Origin of the sequence: Neisseria sp. HMSC067G12 (assembly GCF_001812725.1) — a bacterium.
GTDB classification, from domain to species: Bacteria; Pseudomonadota; Gammaproteobacteria; order Burkholderiales; family Neisseriaceae; genus Neisseria; species Neisseria perflava.
In genome coordinates, this window is record NZ_KV810199.1 from 39,768 (window position 1) to 54,076 (window position 14,309).

Consider the following 14,309-nt stretch of genomic DNA (forward strand, 5'->3'; position numbering starts at 1 on the left):
AATGTCTGAAATCGTATTGCAGGTAAACGGCGCTAACTATGGCGGCTGGACGGGAGTATCGGTATCGCGCAGCATTGAAACCGTGGCTGGGGCATTTGATTTGACGTGTACCGAGAATGTGGGCGGCGATGCGGCGCAATGGCCGTTGCGCCCGAATCAAAAGTGTAAGATTTTGGTAAACGGGCAAACTGTGATTGACGGCTACATCGATAAAGTGAGTATAGACGTTTCGGACAGCGCTCACGGTATCGCGGTTTCCGGCCGCGATAAAACGGGCGATTTGGTCGATTGCGCGGCGGTGCATAGTCCGGCGCAATGGCGGAACATCAAGCTGCTGGATTTGGTGAAGATTCTTGCTGCGCCGTTTGGACTTGAAGTGATTTTGGAAACGGTAGCCGATACGCCGTTGGCGGTGTTTAAGCTGGAGCCTGCTGAAACCGCTTTTGCCGCGATTGAACGGGCGTGTAAGTTGCGTGGGGTATTGCCGGTACAGGCGCGTGGTGCATTAGTGCTTACCCATGTTGGCACCGAACGCGCCGGCACGCCGCTGGTTTATGGTGGAAATATTAAGTCCGCTACAGCAGATTTCGATTTTTCCGACCGCTTTTCCAGCTACACCGTATCCGGCCAGCGTGCCGGCAATGATACTGATAACGGCAAGGCGGTGGCTCATGTTAAAGAGCAGGTAGCCGATACAGGTATCACCCGTTACCGCCCTTTTGTGAAGCAGGCAGACGGGCAGGCTACCGCTGCCGTGGCAAGACGTCAGGCAGAGTGGGAAAAGCAGGTGCGTGAAGCACGCAGCACTACATTGTCTTGTACGGTGGCTGGTTGGACGCAGCAAAATGGCCAAGTTTGGGATATTAACCTGCTTGTGGCGGTTGAGGCTGCGATTTTGGGCGTTACAGGCGATTTACTAATTTCGGCCGTTGAATACAGCTACGATGACAGCGGCGAGATTACTAAGATGGAATTGAAGCGACCTGATGCCTACCTGCCGGACCCGGAGGACGTGAAAAAGGCGGAAGGCAAACCGGAAAAGGCAGTCAAAGCAAAAGCATCGGGTAAGGCAAAGGCTGAAAGTAAAACCAAAACCAAGCCGAAAGGTGGTAAGGCGGCCAAGCGTGGAACAGGAAAAAACAGTGCGGCCGGTGGCTGGGATGGCGGTGGAGCGATGGAGTTGCAGAAAAATGCCGATGGCAGTTATACCGTGGGGAATTGGAAAAAATGATTGAGAAGCTTAAGGCCATGATAGGGCGCTGCATCATTGCGGCGGTTTCAGACGGCCATAAAACCCAGTCAGTGCAAATTGAAGCATTTAGCGGCGATATGCATGACGATGTAGAGCGCTTACAGCAATTTGGCTTTACCGGCGTACCGGTGGTAGGAGCAGAGGGTATTGTGCTGTTTGTGGCGGGAAATCATGATCATCCGGTTTTAATCTGTGCTGAAAATCGCGGTATTCGGGTGAGCGGTTTGAAAGAAGGCGAATCGGCGCAGTATAACAGCAGCGGCCATAAGATCGTGCTTTACCATGACCGCTGCGAAATAAATACGCCGCAATTTGTAGTGAACGCGGAAAGCGAAGCAGTGATTAATGCCCCGCTGATTGAGTTGAACGGTAATGTTATCGGCACGGAATCGGCGGTATTTGCCAAAGAGGTAAAAGATATGGGCGGCGGGTACTCTATGTCTGGTATGCGCAGCACTTATAACGGCCATACTCACCACGAAAATGACGAGCAGTCCGAAACCAATTCGCCTACGCAAACCATGTGAGAAACAAACCATGCTTGGATTAATTCCGTCTGAAATCGGTGGCAGTGATTTGCTGTTGAATGATACCGACTGGTTGCGTTCGGCAGTTTGGATGTCTTTAGGTACCGATGCCCGTGCCAGATCTGATGATGTATTGCCGGATGGCGCAGGGGATAAGCGTGGGTGGTGGGGCGATACCTACCGCCCACAAATTATTGGCAGCCGATTATGGTTATTGAGCCGTGAAAAGCAATTACCTGAAACGCTTGCGCGGGCTGAAGAATATACCCGTGAAGCTTTGCAGTGGCTGATTGATAAAAATATAGCCGAATCAGTAGAGGTGAGCGGCTCATGGGCAGGTGTTGGCCGTCTGAATTTGGCGGTGGCGATAACCAGCCCGGAAGGTCAAATCTACCGATACAGTTATTTATGGAGCGCACAAAATGCCGTTTAGTCGACCAAACCTGAAAGAGATTATTGAGCGCGTCGAAACCGATATAACCAGCCGTACCAGCGAAAACGAATATCCGCAGGCAGGCAGCGTTGCAGGGGTGTTTGCGGCCGCTTTGGGCGGTGCTTCCCATCTGCTGCATGCGCATTTGGATTGGGGTATTAAACAAATGCTGCCGTCCACGGCCACCGGGGAACAGCTTGAAGAGCACGCCCGGATTTGGTTGAAAGTGCCGCGTAAACCGGCAGCTTTTGCCGAAGGTGAAATCACGGTAACGGGTGCGCCCGGCGCGGTATTGCCGGCGGGTACATTGTTTGCCCGTGGTGACGGTATCCGTTTTGTTACAGCAGCCGATTTAACGCTGTCTGCATCAAGCGGGGCAGTAACAGTGGCAGCTGAAACGGCTGGAGAAATCGGCAATACAAAAGCCGGTATGGTGTTCACAATGGTATCGCCTGTTTTGGGCATACAGTCCTCCGCGCCTGTTGGGTTATCCGGTATTTCCGGCGGTAGTGATGTTGAGAGCGACGCCGATTTGCGTAGTCGACTGATCCGCCGTATCCAAGGGTCGGCGCAAGGTGGTGCGGATTATGATTACGAAACTTGGGCGCTGGAGGTGCCTGGTATTACCCGCGCCTGGGTGTTGCCGCTGCATAACGGCTTGGGTACGGTTTCGGTTGCGGTTGTGCGTGATAACGATGAAAGTATTATCCCAGATGAACGCGAAATCGCGCGGGTGCAGGAACATATCGAAGAAGTGCGTCCGGTGACGGCGCGGGTAACAGTGATCGCGCCTGTGGAAAAGAAGGTGCAATACCGCATCAATCTTGCGCCTGATACTGCTGAGAATCGGGCAGGGGTGGAAGCAGCGTTAAAGTCATTCCATCTGCGTGAATCGTCTATGGGTGGTACGCTGTATTTGTCACGCATTTCTGAGGCAATCAGTTTGGCGCCAAACGAATTTATGCACGTTATGTCAGAACCTGCTAAAGATGTGACCTGTGCACCAAATGAAATCCTGACGTTTGGAGGGGTGGTATGGCCAAGCTGAATCCATATACAGCCGATCAATACCGGCAGCAGCTGATTGCATTGTTGCCTACCGGAGCGGCATGGCAGTTTGAGCCAGGAACGCGGCTTTGGGAGTTTGTCGATGCGTTGGCGCAGGAGTTGGCCCGCATTGATGCGCGTGTGTCAGATATGGTTGGGGAATCCCATCCACGAAACGCTTATGAAATGCTGAACGAGTGGGAGGCGGTTGCAGGCTTGCCTGATATTTGCACTGGGACTTTGGACAGTATTCCGGAGCGGCAACGGGCATTGGTGGCAAAACTCACATCAACCGGCGGTCAGTCAATACCGTATTACTTAAGCGTAATCGAAAATATGGGCTATTCCGGCGCGACGATTGACGAGCCGGAGCCGATGACCTGCAACGATAACTGTGCAGATTATTTGTGGGATGAGAGCAGTATTTTTTGCTGGATAGTCAATATCCCTGCGGACACTGCCATTGAGCAGATGACCTGTGCGGATGACTGTACCAGTTTTTTAAGTAATTACGGCATTAATGCGCTTGAGTGTGTTTTAAACCGCATTAAGCCAAGCCATACCCACGTTAGTTTTCACTACGAATAATTTACTTTTAATCAATAAAGGCCGTCTGAAATTCAGACGGCCTTTGCTTTTGGAGCATAAGAATGAGACGTATTGATACCAGTACCGCCGCACAGGATTTATTCGGCAAAGGTAAGCACGGATGGCGCAACGGCAACCCGCAAGCCGGTGTTCGTCCCACCCAGTTTAATGCGGAATTTGTAAATGCGTTGCAGGAAGAAATTGCAAATGCCATTGAAAATGCGGGTATTAATCTTAATCCCGAAGATAATCAGCAGCTTTTTAAGGCAATTAGTTCTTTGGCCGGTGGCTCAGGGAAAATCGAAAGTGTAGACGCTTTGCGCCAGTTGAAAGGTGAGTATCCTGCGGTATTGTTAAATGCTTATTACACCGGTGGAACTACGGGCGGCGGTGTATTTGTGGCAGATGCTCAAGATAAAACCACTGCTGATAATGGCGGCACGGTTATTGTTGATACGTCTGGTATGCGCTGGAAACGGGTATTTAAAGAGTTAAGCCTTTATGATTTTGGCTATGATAAGTCAAAAAATAATGCCGCATCTATTTTGAATGCGGTGGAAAATGCGGCGATTGGTGTAGTGGTAGATTGCTTAGGATTATCTATCGATACTGGCAATCAATATCCGAAAAATAATAAGTACGCAAACGGTCAATTTGTCATCAATGGCAAAGCGGTTGATGTTCAGTATCAAATCATTCGTAGCGGCCTTGGCCGTTTTATTTCCGGTAGTGGTGCGGCATCCAATCTTAAGTCAAATGAGTGGACGGGTGCTGGATTGGTGGTTATCGGTGAACAGGCAATGGGACGGGTGGAGCGCTGTGTTTCTGCTATTGCTATTGGCGATCGTTCGCAGGGGTTTTCACGTGTTAGCCGCGATAATATTTCAATCGGGGCAGATAGTTTGATTAATGTTCAGGCTGATACGGAGTGGTATGACCAGTCCAAAATGGCAGGAACTCGCAACATCGGTATCGGCGGTAATGCAGGGCGTGGTATTACAAGCGGTTATTCAAATATTGCGATCGGCCGTAACTCTGGCCAAGGTTTGGGTACTGGCTTTTCTAATATTGCTTTAGGTTCGGCGGCGTTGGCCGGTGTCGGACCAATTGGGCTGAGCGGCGATATTGAAGTTTTTTGGCCGTCGCCAACATCTCGTACCGTGGCTGTCGGCGAATCCGTATTGCAGATGTATCAAGGGCGCGATGCGCAAACGGCAATTGGTGGTGGCGCGGCAAAAAATACAAAGGTCGCCGAAAAAGTAACTGCGTTGGGGGCAAATGCCCTTGAAAACTTGGAACGTAATCTTGCGCCAAACGGTGGTGATGTACTGTGGAGCGGAACGGAGACGGGTAGTTATATTCAAAGCGGCCATAATATTACGTTGAACTTTGGCAATATTCGAGGCGCTCAAGTCGGTTACTGGGTAGGCATCCGTCTGACTTCAGGCGATGGGGCCACCGTGCAGGGTGATGTTGTACCAGTAGAAGTAACAGCAGCGGCAGGCAACAGTCTCACCATCCGCAGCCCGAAAGAGCTTAACGCATCGGGTAACGCAGAACTTAAATATGTTTATTCGACATCATCGGCGGCTGCGAAAAACGAAGAATTGACAGTAATCGGTACCAATGCACTTAAGAATGCGGTAAGCGGCGCATATACAACAGTAATTGGTGCGGATGCAATGCTGTCCAGTGATAACCCGCAGAAGACGGTGGCAGTTGGTGCTTCAGCGCTGCGGAGTGGAACACATGTATCTAGCGTCGCTGTTGGGTATTGGTGTGCGCCCACAATTAGCAGTGAGCAAAGTGTATTTATTGGTGATTCATGTGGGTACCGAAACGTACAAGGTGATGTATTAAGCGGAAAAATTACCAATTCCATTGCCATTGGTTATGGTGCGCGTTTGGGTGGAAGTAATGAAATTCAGCTTGGGATGTATGGCCAGACGCTTTATGCACCCTCAGCCGTGAATATTCGGTCAGATGCCCGTGATAAGGCTGATATTGAGCCATTGGATTTTGGTTTGGATTTTGTTCGTAAACTCAAGCCTGTTACAGGGGTTTGGGATCGTCGAGATGCTTATACTGACGAGTTGTTCACAAACCTTCCGCCTCATGAGCGTTCGGAAAAACTTCGTGAGTGGTGGGCAAATCCGTCAAAGGATGGACGTCATAAAGAAAGTCTCCGTCAGCATTGGTTTATTGCTCAAGATGTTGTAGCGCTTGAAGAAGAATATGGCAAATTGCCAATGATTAACTTTAGACAGGATACCTACACAATTGAGTATGAGATGTTTGTTCCAGTATTGGTTAAGGCGTTGCAAGAAATGGCTGATGAACTGGAGAGCATGAAAAAACAAATGCAGGAGTTAAAGAAATGACACGTTGTGTAATTGATTCGGATGGATTGTTTATCGAAGAACAGTATTTTGATGACTGTCGCCAAAGTATTGAAGCTGAAGTTCCTGTGCTTGAACAACATCAGGCAGCGAAGTGGGTTGGGGAAGGTTGGGAAATTGTCCCTGATTATCGCGGGTGTATGGTTGTCATTGGTGGTGATGTGCAGGTTTGGAATGAGTTGGGCAACCTTCCTGTCGATGTTGTTTTGATTTGTGCTGATTAGTTTAAGTACACCATGCAGTTGTATGGTGTACTTAAAGCTATCGGTCGATTCAGTGGAGTTTTTATGGCTGATTTAATTCATATCAGGGCGGATATTCCAACAGTAAACATTGAAATGCCAGTCGGAAACGCCCGGCGTTTTGAAGTAACGGTAACGGTGGATGGGCAACCTTTCGATTTATCTGCCGCGGAACTGAAGATGATGGTTGCTCCTAGCGTTGGTTTGGCATTTGATACTACAGGAAATATTCAGGTAGTCGGCAACGTCCTAACGCTGGATTTCCCGCCTGATTTTTCCCGAGACGCAAAGTGGCGCCGCGCAAAGTATGACATTTTGAATGTATCAACGCGCCACACGTTGATACGTGGCGAAATCTGTTTGCTGGAGGTTGTAACGCGATGACTATATATATGTTTACCCTGTCAGACAAAACGCCGGCGGTCGAGATTGACGTTAAGGAAACCGCCATTGCTCAAGGTGCAGGGCAGGATTTGTACGAGCGAGCGAAAAAAGAACTTGGCTACTCTGGCACTTTTGAAGAATTTCTCGCTTCGTTCAAAGGCGACACTGGCGAACGAGGGATTCAAGGCGAAAGAGGAATGGACGGCTTGCCCGGCGCGAAAGGAGATAAGGGCGATACTGGCGAGCGTGGCCCGATAGGACCACAAGGGCAACGTGGGGAAACGGGCCAGCAAGGTTTACAAGGCCCTATTGGGCCTACTGGACCTAAAGGCGATACTGGACCTAAAGGGGCGGCCGGGCTTCAAGGGCCTATTGGTCCACAAGGTTTGCGAGGCGAGCGAGGGGAACAAGGCCCAATCGGACCTGTTGGGCCTCAAGGGCCTATTGGGTTAACTGGTCCAAAAGGAGCAGATGGCCGCGATGGTGTGGGTATCTCGCAAAAACTGACCTTATCCGGAAATACACTTACTCTGTCGGACGGCGGGGGAAGCGTAACGCTACCAAGTCAAGAAGCAAATACGCCAACCGGGCAAGCCAATGATTACGAAATCCACGGCACTGGTATGCCTAACGGAAATGTTGCCGCACCAGTCGGGGCGACCTATGTTGATACGGTTGCTACAAATGGCGCTTTGAAGTGGATAAAACGAACCGGAAACAATAACCAAGGATGGGAGGTTTTGACTGGCGATACCGGCTGGCGAACGCTGAACATTGTTTCAAAATTGGGCAATTCTTATCTGAAAATACGACGCAAAAATGACACCGTAATGTATCAATTCGGCGGTTTACAATGGGGCTGGTTTGGTATCGTAAGGCGAGGCGGTCCGGGGTACGTTGTCCAGCCATCGGACAGGGAGCGGAACGTTTTTATTTTAACTTTTAACCAAATACCGCAAGGGTTTAGGTCAGAATCCAGCTTAATTGGCGGTATCTACAATGACAAAGGCATTCCATACGGAACATGGTATTTGGGTAGTCCTGGGGATAGTAATATGCTGCGTTTCCAGTTTACTGACCCTGTCCCTACTGACCGAGATATTGGCGATATTCGGGTAAGTCCTATCATGTACCTGACTAATGACCCTTGGCCGACTAGATTGCCATAATTTTTAAAGGAGAATAAAAACGGCTTCACTTGTCGCTCAAACTATTTCAGCGCCGGGATTCAAACCATTCATTATGCTGTTACCGGCAAACTTGCGTAACAGGCCATCTTTCAGATGGCCTTTTTTCTTGGAGGCAAAAAATGAGTAACTCACTCAAATGGGTTAAATATATTCTTGAATGGCGTTTTCTTCCTGTACGGTTTCAGCAGTGGTTGTTTGGTACGGGCACGCGTGCGGTTGAATTTGTCAGTGGTTGTTCGATGATTGGTTATGCGTTGGTCTTCGCATTTTCGCCGAACGACATCTATAGTTGGCCAATATATTATAAATTCAAGGATATTTCAGAGTTTACGTTGATATTGGTATTTGGCGGTGTCGGAGTGCTGCAACTGATGGCAATGTACTGGCAGACATTCAAGGGGGAAGTGCTGTCGGGTTATATGCTTCTGGTATCGGCATTTATCTGGTATTTAACGGCGTATGCGTTTTGGGCGGCCTATCCGCCGGCGCATACAGGCATGGTTATTCCGCCCGTCTTGGCATTCCTTTGCTTACTTGCTGGAAATAACTCACTTAAATTCTTGTTTTCGGAGGATAAATTCAAACGGAAACAAAAGGGGGAATAATGCACGATTTTTTTCAAATCGGCTATCTGTTCGCGATAGGGGGCGGCGTCATTGGTAGCGTGTGGTCAAGCATGAAAGACCATGATGCACCAGTATCAAGCCTGTTTGAAGCTTTGATTTCGGCGGTTGCGGCGGCGGCAGTGGCGGAACGGTTTTTAATGCTAAACCAAGTATGGACTTGCGCCATTGCGGGCGCATTCATCGGCATCTTGACAGGTCATGCGATGGATACCGTGCAGGCCATTGCCCCGGGACTAATGAAAAAATGGCTCAGAAAAACAGCTAACAAATTTATCGATAGTAAAGACTAGCAAAGGCCGTCTGAATATTCAGACGGCCTTTTTATTTCGAAAGGTAGAATATGACACAAGTAACACAAAATTTTAGTTTGCGTGAATTAACGCGTAGCGAAACCGCCCGCCGTATGGGTGTTGAAAACATTCCGACTGAAAAGGAAATGCAGAATATCCGCAAGACAGCTGAGAAGTTGGAAGAAATTCGTGAATACGTTGGCCGTGGCATCATTGTTACAAGCTGTTTTCGCAGCGAGCGTGTGAATAAGTTGGTTGGTGGTAGCCCAACATCGGCACATCGTTTCGGTTCGGCGGCTGATTGTGACGCTATCGGCATGACTTCTTTTGCTTTTGCGCAAAAGCTGATTGAAATGCGTGATGTTGGAAAGCTGGTATTTGACCAGTTGATCTTGGAATTCCCGGAGCGTGGGGATGGTGCATGGGTGCACATCGGTTTCCGACACAATGGTGCCCAACGTAATCAGGTTATGACCTCCGTTAAACGCGGTGGGAAAACCGTTTATTTACAGGGATTAGTGCCATGATTCCGTGGATACTTAAAAACAGAATCACCACGGCCCTAATTGTGTTGGTGGTGGTTTTGGTGTGTTGGCTTGGCTTTGTTTATGGTGTCGCCATTCCTGATGCTGAAAAGCGCGGTGCAGCAGTCGCTACGGCAAAAATCAGCCAAGATTTTGCTGTTGCCCAAGGCCGGCGTGTTGCTGAAACATTGGAAAAAGAACGGGCGCGCACCGCTGAATTTGCTACGATGCAAGCCAAAATAGAAAAGGAGAGAATCCATGCGAAAACTGTTATTAATAGCCTTCGCAGCGAGCTTGACCGCGTGCAGCAGTACGCCCGAAATCAAGGTGGCCGCCGAAACCTGCCCGCAACCGATAGCACCGCCGGCGCATCTGATGAATCAGTTGCCAAAGGCTGGGCATTATTCGGAAAATGCACGGCTGAATATGCTGGAATGGCAGAAGTAGCAGACCAGCAAAGAAATGATCTGGCTGAATGGCAGGCTTATGGCCGTATTGTTTCTGGTGAATGAAAAAGCCCCCTTGCGGGGGCTTACTCTATAAAAAAAGCGTACTGTATGGAAAGAGTAGGTTAAGAGAAGCTGATATTCAGATGTTTGCCAAGCTTTTCAGCGGCTTTTTCCAAAAAATCAATTTTTGTATTGTGACGCAAATTCAGTAAGCGGTCAATTTGCGGCATGTGCACGTCTAATCTTCTTGCCATTTCGGCTTTCTTTACATTTTGTTGTACCATTTCATTGAGTAGCAGGATTTTAGCTGTTTCTAATGCCGGTAAAACGACAACATGCTCACCATCATTTTCTGAAGGCATTGGGACTGCTTTCCTGTCTTCAAAGTATCCTTCTAATGCGCAAATCAGGCCGTCAATCGCTTCGATTTTTGCTGTATCTTCGTCTTCTCCGACTGCGACAGCTTCCGGAATATCTGGGAATGTTACTAATAAAGTACCATTATCGTCTGGCGTTAGAATATAGGGGTAAGCTAACATACAAACCTTTCATAATAATCCACTATAGTTATTAGGTAGCAAGCTCCTCCGAGCTTGCTCCTTTTTATTTCTTATTTATTTAAGATCTAAGTCTTTTTTGATTTTTTGAACCAATCCGGTACCGATTTCTTTACTACCGTGGTTTGGGAAAACTGATGTTTTATTACCAAGTTTTATTAATTGATGGCTTCCGCGTTTTAGCGTGGTAAACTCTACACCTTGAGAGAGCAGCCATTTCCTGAATTCGCTGTATTTCATCATTCACCTCCTTTCCATACAGTAAGGCCATAATACAACAAAAATGTTGTGATTGCAATACTAAATACAACATTTTTGTTGTATTCAGTATTACTCAAGATGATTTTACTTTGTGGGTATATATGGGGGTATATAAATTAGTAAAAAATAAAAATGTATTTATATACATATAGTTATTATTGAAAGGATAATCATGATGGAAAATGGTTTTTAACAGATAAATGGTCAAAGGCCGTCTGAAAGTTTCAGACGGCCTTCAATATTAAATATAAACAGAAAATCAGAGAAAATATGAATATCAAACAATTTATCCAAGCCCTGCCCAAAGCCGAGTTGCACGTTCATATCGAAGGGACGTTTGAGCCGGGGCTGATGTTTGAAATCGCCAAGCGCAACCATATAGCAATTCCTTATGAAAATGTCGATGCGGTACGGCAGGCTTATGATTTTCACAATCTGCAGTCGTTTTTGGATATTTATTATGCCGGTGCCGGCGTATTGTTGCACGAGGCGGATTTTTACGATTTGACCCGCGCGTATCTTGAGCGTTGCCGTGAAGACAATGTCGTGCATACGGAAATATTTTTCGATCCGCAAACCCATATTGCGCGGGGTGTGGCGTTTGAAACCGTGATTAACGGCATTGTCCGCGCCTGTCATGAAGCCGGACAGCAATGGGGAATAAGCACGCGTTTGATTATGTGTTTCCTGCGTCATTTGTCGGAAGAAAGCGCATTTGAAACCTTAAATCAGGCTTTGCCTTATAAGGAACACATCATTGGCGTAGGCTTGGATTCGAGCGAGCAGGGGCATCCGCCGTCCAAGTTCGAGCGCGTGTTTGCGCAGGCGCGGGCGGAGGGTTTGTTGACGGTGGCACATGCCGGAGAAGAAGGCCCGCCGGAATATGTTTATGAGGCTTTGGACTTGCTGCATATCCGCCGTATCGATCATGGCGTACGGGCGGAAGAAGATGAGGCGTTGATGGCGCGTTTGATTAAAGAACAAATGCCATTGACCGTTTGCCCGTTGAGCAATTTGAAATTAAAAGTGTTCCCTGAAATGGCAAAACACAATTTGCGCCGTATGTTGCAACGCGGCGTGTTGGTAACCGTCAATTCCGATGATCCGGCGTATTTCGGCGGCTATATGAACCGCAATTTTGAAGCGCTTGCCGAGGCTTTGGATTTGAGTGCGGAAGAAATCAAAACCTTGTGCGCGAATTCGTTCCGCGCTTCGTTTTTGAGCGAGGCGGAAAAGGAAGAATGGGTACGGAAGATTGAAAGTTTTAATGTTGAATAACGATAAAAGGCCGTCTGAAAAAGTTTCAGACGGCCTTTTATGATGGCGGTTAATAGTCGACTTTGATTTTAGGCGTTTCCTGAGCGGCTTTGTATTCTTCTTCCAATTCAAAGCGCAGCGGATACAAATTCAATTTTTCCATCAGCAGGCGGTCGCCGTCTTCGTCCGGATTGCCCGTAGTCAGCAGCTTGTCGCCGTAGAAAATTGAGTTTGCGCCAGCCATGAAACACATGGCCTGCATGGATTCCGGCATATTGCTGCGGCCAGCGGACAGGCGGACGTAACTGTGCGGCATGGTAATGCGCGCGACGGCGATGGTGCGGACAAATTCCGTCCAGTCCAAATCTTCGGCATCGGCCAGCGGCGTGCCTTCCACTTTGACCAACTGGTTAATCGGCACGCTTTCGGGTTGCGGATCGAGGTTGGCAAGGCTGGCAATCAGGCCTGCGCGTTCGGCGCGGGTTTCGTTCATGCCGACGATGCCGCCGCAGCAGACTTTCAAACCGGCATTGCGAACTTTGCCCAAAGTATCCATGCGGTCTTCGTGTTTGCGGGTGTGGATGATGTCGTTGTAGCGTTCGGGGTCGGTGTCGAGGTTGTGGTTGTAGTAGTCCAAACCGGCTTTTTTGAAGTCTTCCGCCATGCCGTCTTCGAGCATGCCGAAGGTGCCGCACACTTCCATGCCCAAGCCTTTCACCGCGCTGATGATTTCGGAAACGACAGCCACGTCTTTGGGTTTGGGGCCGCGCCATGCCGCGCCCATGCAGAAACGGCTGGCGCCGCGCGATTGGGCAATTTTGGCTTTTTCGACGATTTCGTCCACATCCATCATCTGCTCTTTGCCCAGATTGGTGTTGTGGTGTGCCGATTGCGGACAATAGGCGCAGTCTTCGGGGCAGCCGCCGGTTTTGATGGAGAGCAGGGTGGAAAGTTGGATTTCGCGCGGGTTGAAGTTTTGGCGGTGGATTTCGGCGGCTTGGAAAACGAGGTCGAGGAAAGGCAGTCCGAATAAAGCCTCGACATCGCATTTTTTCCAATAACGCGCAGTCGGATGCGGCTTGCGCTCGGTTTGACGGCGCAAGGCTACGGGAGATACGGTCATAGTGTGTTCTTTCGTGTTTACAGCGACGCAGTGTCGCTGACGGCTTGACTGCCGGCGCAATGACGGCAGCAGCAGGTTTGAAATCAATATAAAAGGCCGTCTGAAACGGCGCAGCAAGTGTAACGCTTTTGATAATGTAGAGCAAATGTTTCAGACGGCCTGAAATATGGTTTGCCCGGGTTTGCTATAATCGCATTTTTAATTTTTCCGTTTTCTTATGAACGCGCCCAAAGCCTTCGCCGTACTCGGCCCGACCGCCGGCGGTAAAACCGCACTGGCCTTAAATATTGCCCGATCGTTGCCGGTAGAAATCATCAGTTTGGATTCCGCGCTGGTGTATTGCGGCATGGACATCGGTACGGCCAAGCCGACTGCCGAAGAGCTTGTTGCCGTACCGCATCATTTGATTGATATTATCTCGCCGCTGGAAAGTTACAGCGCGGCGGATTTTGTCGGCGACTGCGTGCGCTTGGTGAACGAAATACATGCGCGCGGTCGCTATCCGCTGATTGTCGGCGGCACGATGATGTATTTCCATGCGCTGACGGAAGGTTTGAACGATTTGCCCGGCGCGGATGCGGCGGTGCGCGCACAGCTTCAGGCGGAAAAAAAAGAACACGGTTTGGCAGGCCTGTATCGCCGTTTGCAGGAAGTTGACCCGATAACGGCAGGCCGTCTGAAAGCCAATGACAGCCAGCGTATTGAGCGCGCTTTGGAAGTCTATCTTCTGACCGGCAGGCCTTTGAGCGAACATTTCACAGAGCAGAAGCAGGCTGCGTCTTTATTGGATTTATGCACGGTTGCCCTTATCCCCGAAGACCGCCATTTGTTACACCAGCAAATCGAAAAACGCTTTTTAAGTATGCTGGAGCACGGTTTCCTAGATGAAATACACGCCTTACGCCGCGATTATCCGCAACTGCATGCCGATATGCCGTCTATGCGCTGCGTGGGCTACCGTCAGGCTTGGGATTATCTCGAAGGCGAAACCGATTATGAAACCTTTGTCGAAAAAGGCATTGTCGCCACGCGCCAGCTTGCCAAACGCCAGTTGACCTGGTTGCGGAAAATTCCTTTGGCGCACACGCTAGACCCTTACGCAGACAGCGATTATGTTCAGACGGCCTTAGCCTTGGCGCGTCGGCATTTTCAGGAATAAT

At 49.1% G+C, this 14,309-nt stretch carries 18 protein-coding genes; 15 read left to right on the forward strand and 3 right to left on the reverse strand.

From position 1 onward, the window contains the following. Window position 1: 1 nt before the first annotated feature. From HMPREF2871_RS04390 to HMPREF2871_RS04450, 13 genes are all read left to right on the forward strand, one after another. Window positions 2–1,231: a phage baseplate assembly protein gene (locus tag HMPREF2871_RS04390; protein WP_049343641.1), complete on the forward strand. Its 1,230-nt coding sequence runs from the start codon at window positions 2–4 to the stop codon at window positions 1,229–1,231. Beyond that, on the forward strand, window positions 1,228–1,779 hold the full coding sequence (locus HMPREF2871_RS04395) for a phage baseplate assembly protein V (protein ID WP_049343639.1): 552 nt from the start codon (window positions 1,228–1,230) through the stop codon (window positions 1,777–1,779). The genes HMPREF2871_RS04390 and HMPREF2871_RS04395 overlap by 4 nt, the downstream gene beginning before the upstream one ends. Before the next feature lie 10 nt (window positions 1,780–1,789). After that, window positions 1,790–2,212 (forward strand): phage GP46 family protein, encoded by a 423-nt coding sequence (locus HMPREF2871_RS04400; RefSeq protein WP_049343637.1) that lies wholly within the window; start codon window positions 1,790–1,792, stop codon window positions 2,210–2,212. Further along, on the forward strand, window positions 2,202–3,260 hold the full coding sequence (locus HMPREF2871_RS04405) for a baseplate J/gp47 family protein (protein ID WP_049343636.1): 1,059 nt from the start codon (window positions 2,202–2,204) through the stop codon (window positions 3,258–3,260). The genes HMPREF2871_RS04400 and HMPREF2871_RS04405 overlap by 11 nt, the downstream gene beginning before the upstream one ends. Then, complete coding sequence (locus HMPREF2871_RS04410) at window positions 3,248–3,847, forward strand: YmfQ family protein (protein WP_049343635.1); 600 nt, start codon at window positions 3,248–3,250, stop codon at window positions 3,845–3,847. Before HMPREF2871_RS04405 ends, HMPREF2871_RS04410 begins: the two co-directional genes overlap by 13 nt. A 62-nt stretch (window positions 3,848–3,909) precedes the next feature. Then, window positions 3,910–6,228 carry a tail fiber domain-containing protein gene (locus HMPREF2871_RS11375; protein ID WP_079453963.1) on the forward strand — a complete coding sequence of 773 codons (2,319 nt, stop codon included), beginning with the start codon at window positions 3,910–3,912 and terminating at the stop codon, window positions 6,226–6,228. Continuing rightward, a complete protein-coding gene (locus HMPREF2871_RS04420; protein ID WP_053088856.1) occupies window positions 6,225–6,470 on the forward strand; it encodes a hypothetical protein in 246 nt (81 codons plus the stop codon). Before HMPREF2871_RS11375 ends, HMPREF2871_RS04420 begins: the two co-directional genes overlap by 4 nt. Window positions 6,471–6,533: 63 nt before the next feature. Further along, window positions 6,534–6,872: a hypothetical protein gene (locus HMPREF2871_RS04425; RefSeq protein ID WP_070629588.1), complete on the forward strand. Its 339-nt coding sequence runs from the start codon at window positions 6,534–6,536 to the stop codon at window positions 6,870–6,872. An 8-nt stretch (window positions 6,873–6,880) separates the two neighbouring features. Beyond that, entirely contained in the window at window positions 6,881–8,041 is a 1,161-nt protein-coding gene (locus HMPREF2871_RS11380; protein ID WP_204371637.1) for a collagen-like domain-containing protein, read from the forward strand. Between the two features lie 140 nt (window positions 8,042–8,181). Beyond that, on the forward strand, window positions 8,182–8,667 hold the full coding sequence (locus HMPREF2871_RS04435; RefSeq protein ID WP_049343632.1) for a hypothetical protein: 486 nt from the start codon (window positions 8,182–8,184) through the stop codon (window positions 8,665–8,667). Further along, window positions 8,667–8,978, forward strand: coding sequence for a hypothetical protein (locus HMPREF2871_RS04440; RefSeq protein WP_049343631.1), 312 nt, complete (start codon window positions 8,667–8,669; stop codon window positions 8,976–8,978). Before HMPREF2871_RS04435 ends, HMPREF2871_RS04440 begins: the two co-directional genes overlap by 1 nt. A 50-nt stretch (window positions 8,979–9,028) precedes the next feature. Further along, window positions 9,029–9,505, forward strand: a complete 477-nt coding sequence (locus tag HMPREF2871_RS04445) for a D-Ala-D-Ala carboxypeptidase family metallohydrolase (protein ID WP_049343629.1) — start codon at window positions 9,029–9,031, stop codon at window positions 9,503–9,505. Further along, a complete protein-coding gene (locus tag HMPREF2871_RS04450) occupies window positions 9,502–10,014 on the forward strand; it encodes a hypothetical protein (RefSeq protein ID WP_049343628.1) in 513 nt (170 codons plus the stop codon). The genes HMPREF2871_RS04445 and HMPREF2871_RS04450 overlap by 4 nt, the downstream gene beginning before the upstream one ends. A gap of 59 nt (window positions 10,015–10,073) precedes the next feature. On the opposite strand, the gene HMPREF2871_RS04455 is transcribed toward HMPREF2871_RS04450, so the two are convergent. Then, the gene (locus HMPREF2871_RS04455) at window positions 10,074–10,490 is read right to left on the reverse strand and encodes a type II toxin-antitoxin system HicB family antitoxin (RefSeq protein WP_049343627.1); all 417 of its coding nucleotides are present in this window, start codon (window positions 10,488–10,490) and stop codon (window positions 10,074–10,076) included. Window positions 10,491–10,565: 75 nt separating this feature from the next. Next, a complete protein-coding gene (locus tag HMPREF2871_RS04460; RefSeq protein WP_234395568.1) occupies window positions 10,566–10,751 on the reverse strand; it encodes a type II toxin-antitoxin system HicA family toxin in 186 nt (61 codons plus the stop codon). A gap of 288 nt (window positions 10,752–11,039) precedes the next feature. On the opposite strand from HMPREF2871_RS04460, the gene HMPREF2871_RS04465 reads away from it, so the two are divergent. Then, on the forward strand, window positions 11,040–12,047 hold the full coding sequence (locus HMPREF2871_RS04465) for an adenosine deaminase (RefSeq protein ID WP_004519885.1): 1,008 nt from the start codon (window positions 11,040–11,042) through the stop codon (window positions 12,045–12,047). Between the two features lie 49 nt (window positions 12,048–12,096). Here the strand turns inward: HMPREF2871_RS04465 and bioB are convergent, their stop codons facing one another. Then, window positions 12,097–13,149, reverse strand: coding sequence for a biotin synthase BioB (gene bioB, locus HMPREF2871_RS04470; protein ID WP_004519884.1), 1,053 nt, complete (start codon window positions 13,147–13,149; stop codon window positions 12,097–12,099). 217 nt (window positions 13,150–13,366) lie between these two features. On the opposite strand from bioB, the gene miaA reads away from it, so the two are divergent. Further along, window positions 13,367–14,308 (forward strand): tRNA (adenosine(37)-N6)-dimethylallyltransferase MiaA, encoded by a 942-nt coding sequence (miaA, locus tag HMPREF2871_RS04475; RefSeq protein WP_049343623.1) that lies wholly within the window; start codon window positions 13,367–13,369, stop codon window positions 14,306–14,308. The last annotated feature ends 1 nt before the right edge of the window (window position 14,309 follow it).

Coding starts and splice junctions, on each gene's coding strand:
- HMPREF2871_RS04390 (WP_049343641.1), top strand. CDS start 2: ATGTCTGAAATCGTATTGCAGGTAAACGGCGCTAACTATGGCGGCTGG.
- HMPREF2871_RS04395 (WP_049343639.1), top strand. CDS start 1,228: ATGATTGAGAAGCTTAAGGCCATGATAGGGCGCTGCATCATTGCGGCG.
- HMPREF2871_RS04400 (WP_049343637.1), top strand. CDS start 1,790: ATGCTTGGATTAATTCCGTCTGAAATCGGTGGCAGTGATTTGCTGTTG.
- HMPREF2871_RS04405 (WP_049343636.1), top strand. CDS start 2,202: ATGCCGTTTAGTCGACCAAACCTGAAAGAGATTATTGAGCGCGTCGAA.
- HMPREF2871_RS04410 (WP_049343635.1), top strand. CDS start 3,248: ATGGCCAAGCTGAATCCATATACAGCCGATCAATACCGGCAGCAGCTG.
- HMPREF2871_RS11375 (WP_079453963.1), top strand. CDS start 3,910: ATGAGACGTATTGATACCAGTACCGCCGCACAGGATTTATTCGGCAAA.
- HMPREF2871_RS04420 (WP_053088856.1), top strand. CDS start 6,225: ATGACACGTTGTGTAATTGATTCGGATGGATTGTTTATCGAAGAACAG.
- HMPREF2871_RS04425 (WP_070629588.1), top strand. CDS start 6,534: ATGGCTGATTTAATTCATATCAGGGCGGATATTCCAACAGTAAACATT.
- HMPREF2871_RS11380 (WP_204371637.1), top strand. CDS start 6,881: ATGTTTACCCTGTCAGACAAAACGCCGGCGGTCGAGATTGACGTTAAG.
- HMPREF2871_RS04435 (WP_049343632.1), top strand. CDS start 8,182: ATGAGTAACTCACTCAAATGGGTTAAATATATTCTTGAATGGCGTTTT.
- HMPREF2871_RS04440 (WP_049343631.1), top strand. CDS start 8,667: ATGCACGATTTTTTTCAAATCGGCTATCTGTTCGCGATAGGGGGCGGC.
- HMPREF2871_RS04445 (WP_049343629.1), top strand. CDS start 9,029: ATGACACAAGTAACACAAAATTTTAGTTTGCGTGAATTAACGCGTAGC.
- HMPREF2871_RS04450 (WP_049343628.1), top strand. CDS start 9,502: ATGATTCCGTGGATACTTAAAAACAGAATCACCACGGCCCTAATTGTG.
- HMPREF2871_RS04455 (WP_049343627.1), bottom strand. CDS start 10,490: ATGTTAGCTTACCCCTATATTCTAACGCCAGACGATAATGGTACTTTA.
- HMPREF2871_RS04460 (WP_234395568.1), bottom strand. CDS start 10,751: ATGATGAAATACAGCGAATTCAGGAAATGGCTGCTCTCTCAAGGTGTA.
- HMPREF2871_RS04465 (WP_004519885.1), top strand. CDS start 11,040: ATGAATATCAAACAATTTATCCAAGCCCTGCCCAAAGCCGAGTTGCAC.
- bioB (WP_004519884.1), bottom strand. CDS start 13,149: ATGACCGTATCTCCCGTAGCCTTGCGCCGTCAAACCGAGCGCAAGCCG.
- miaA (WP_049343623.1), top strand. CDS start 13,367: ATGAACGCGCCCAAAGCCTTCGCCGTACTCGGCCCGACCGCCGGCGGT.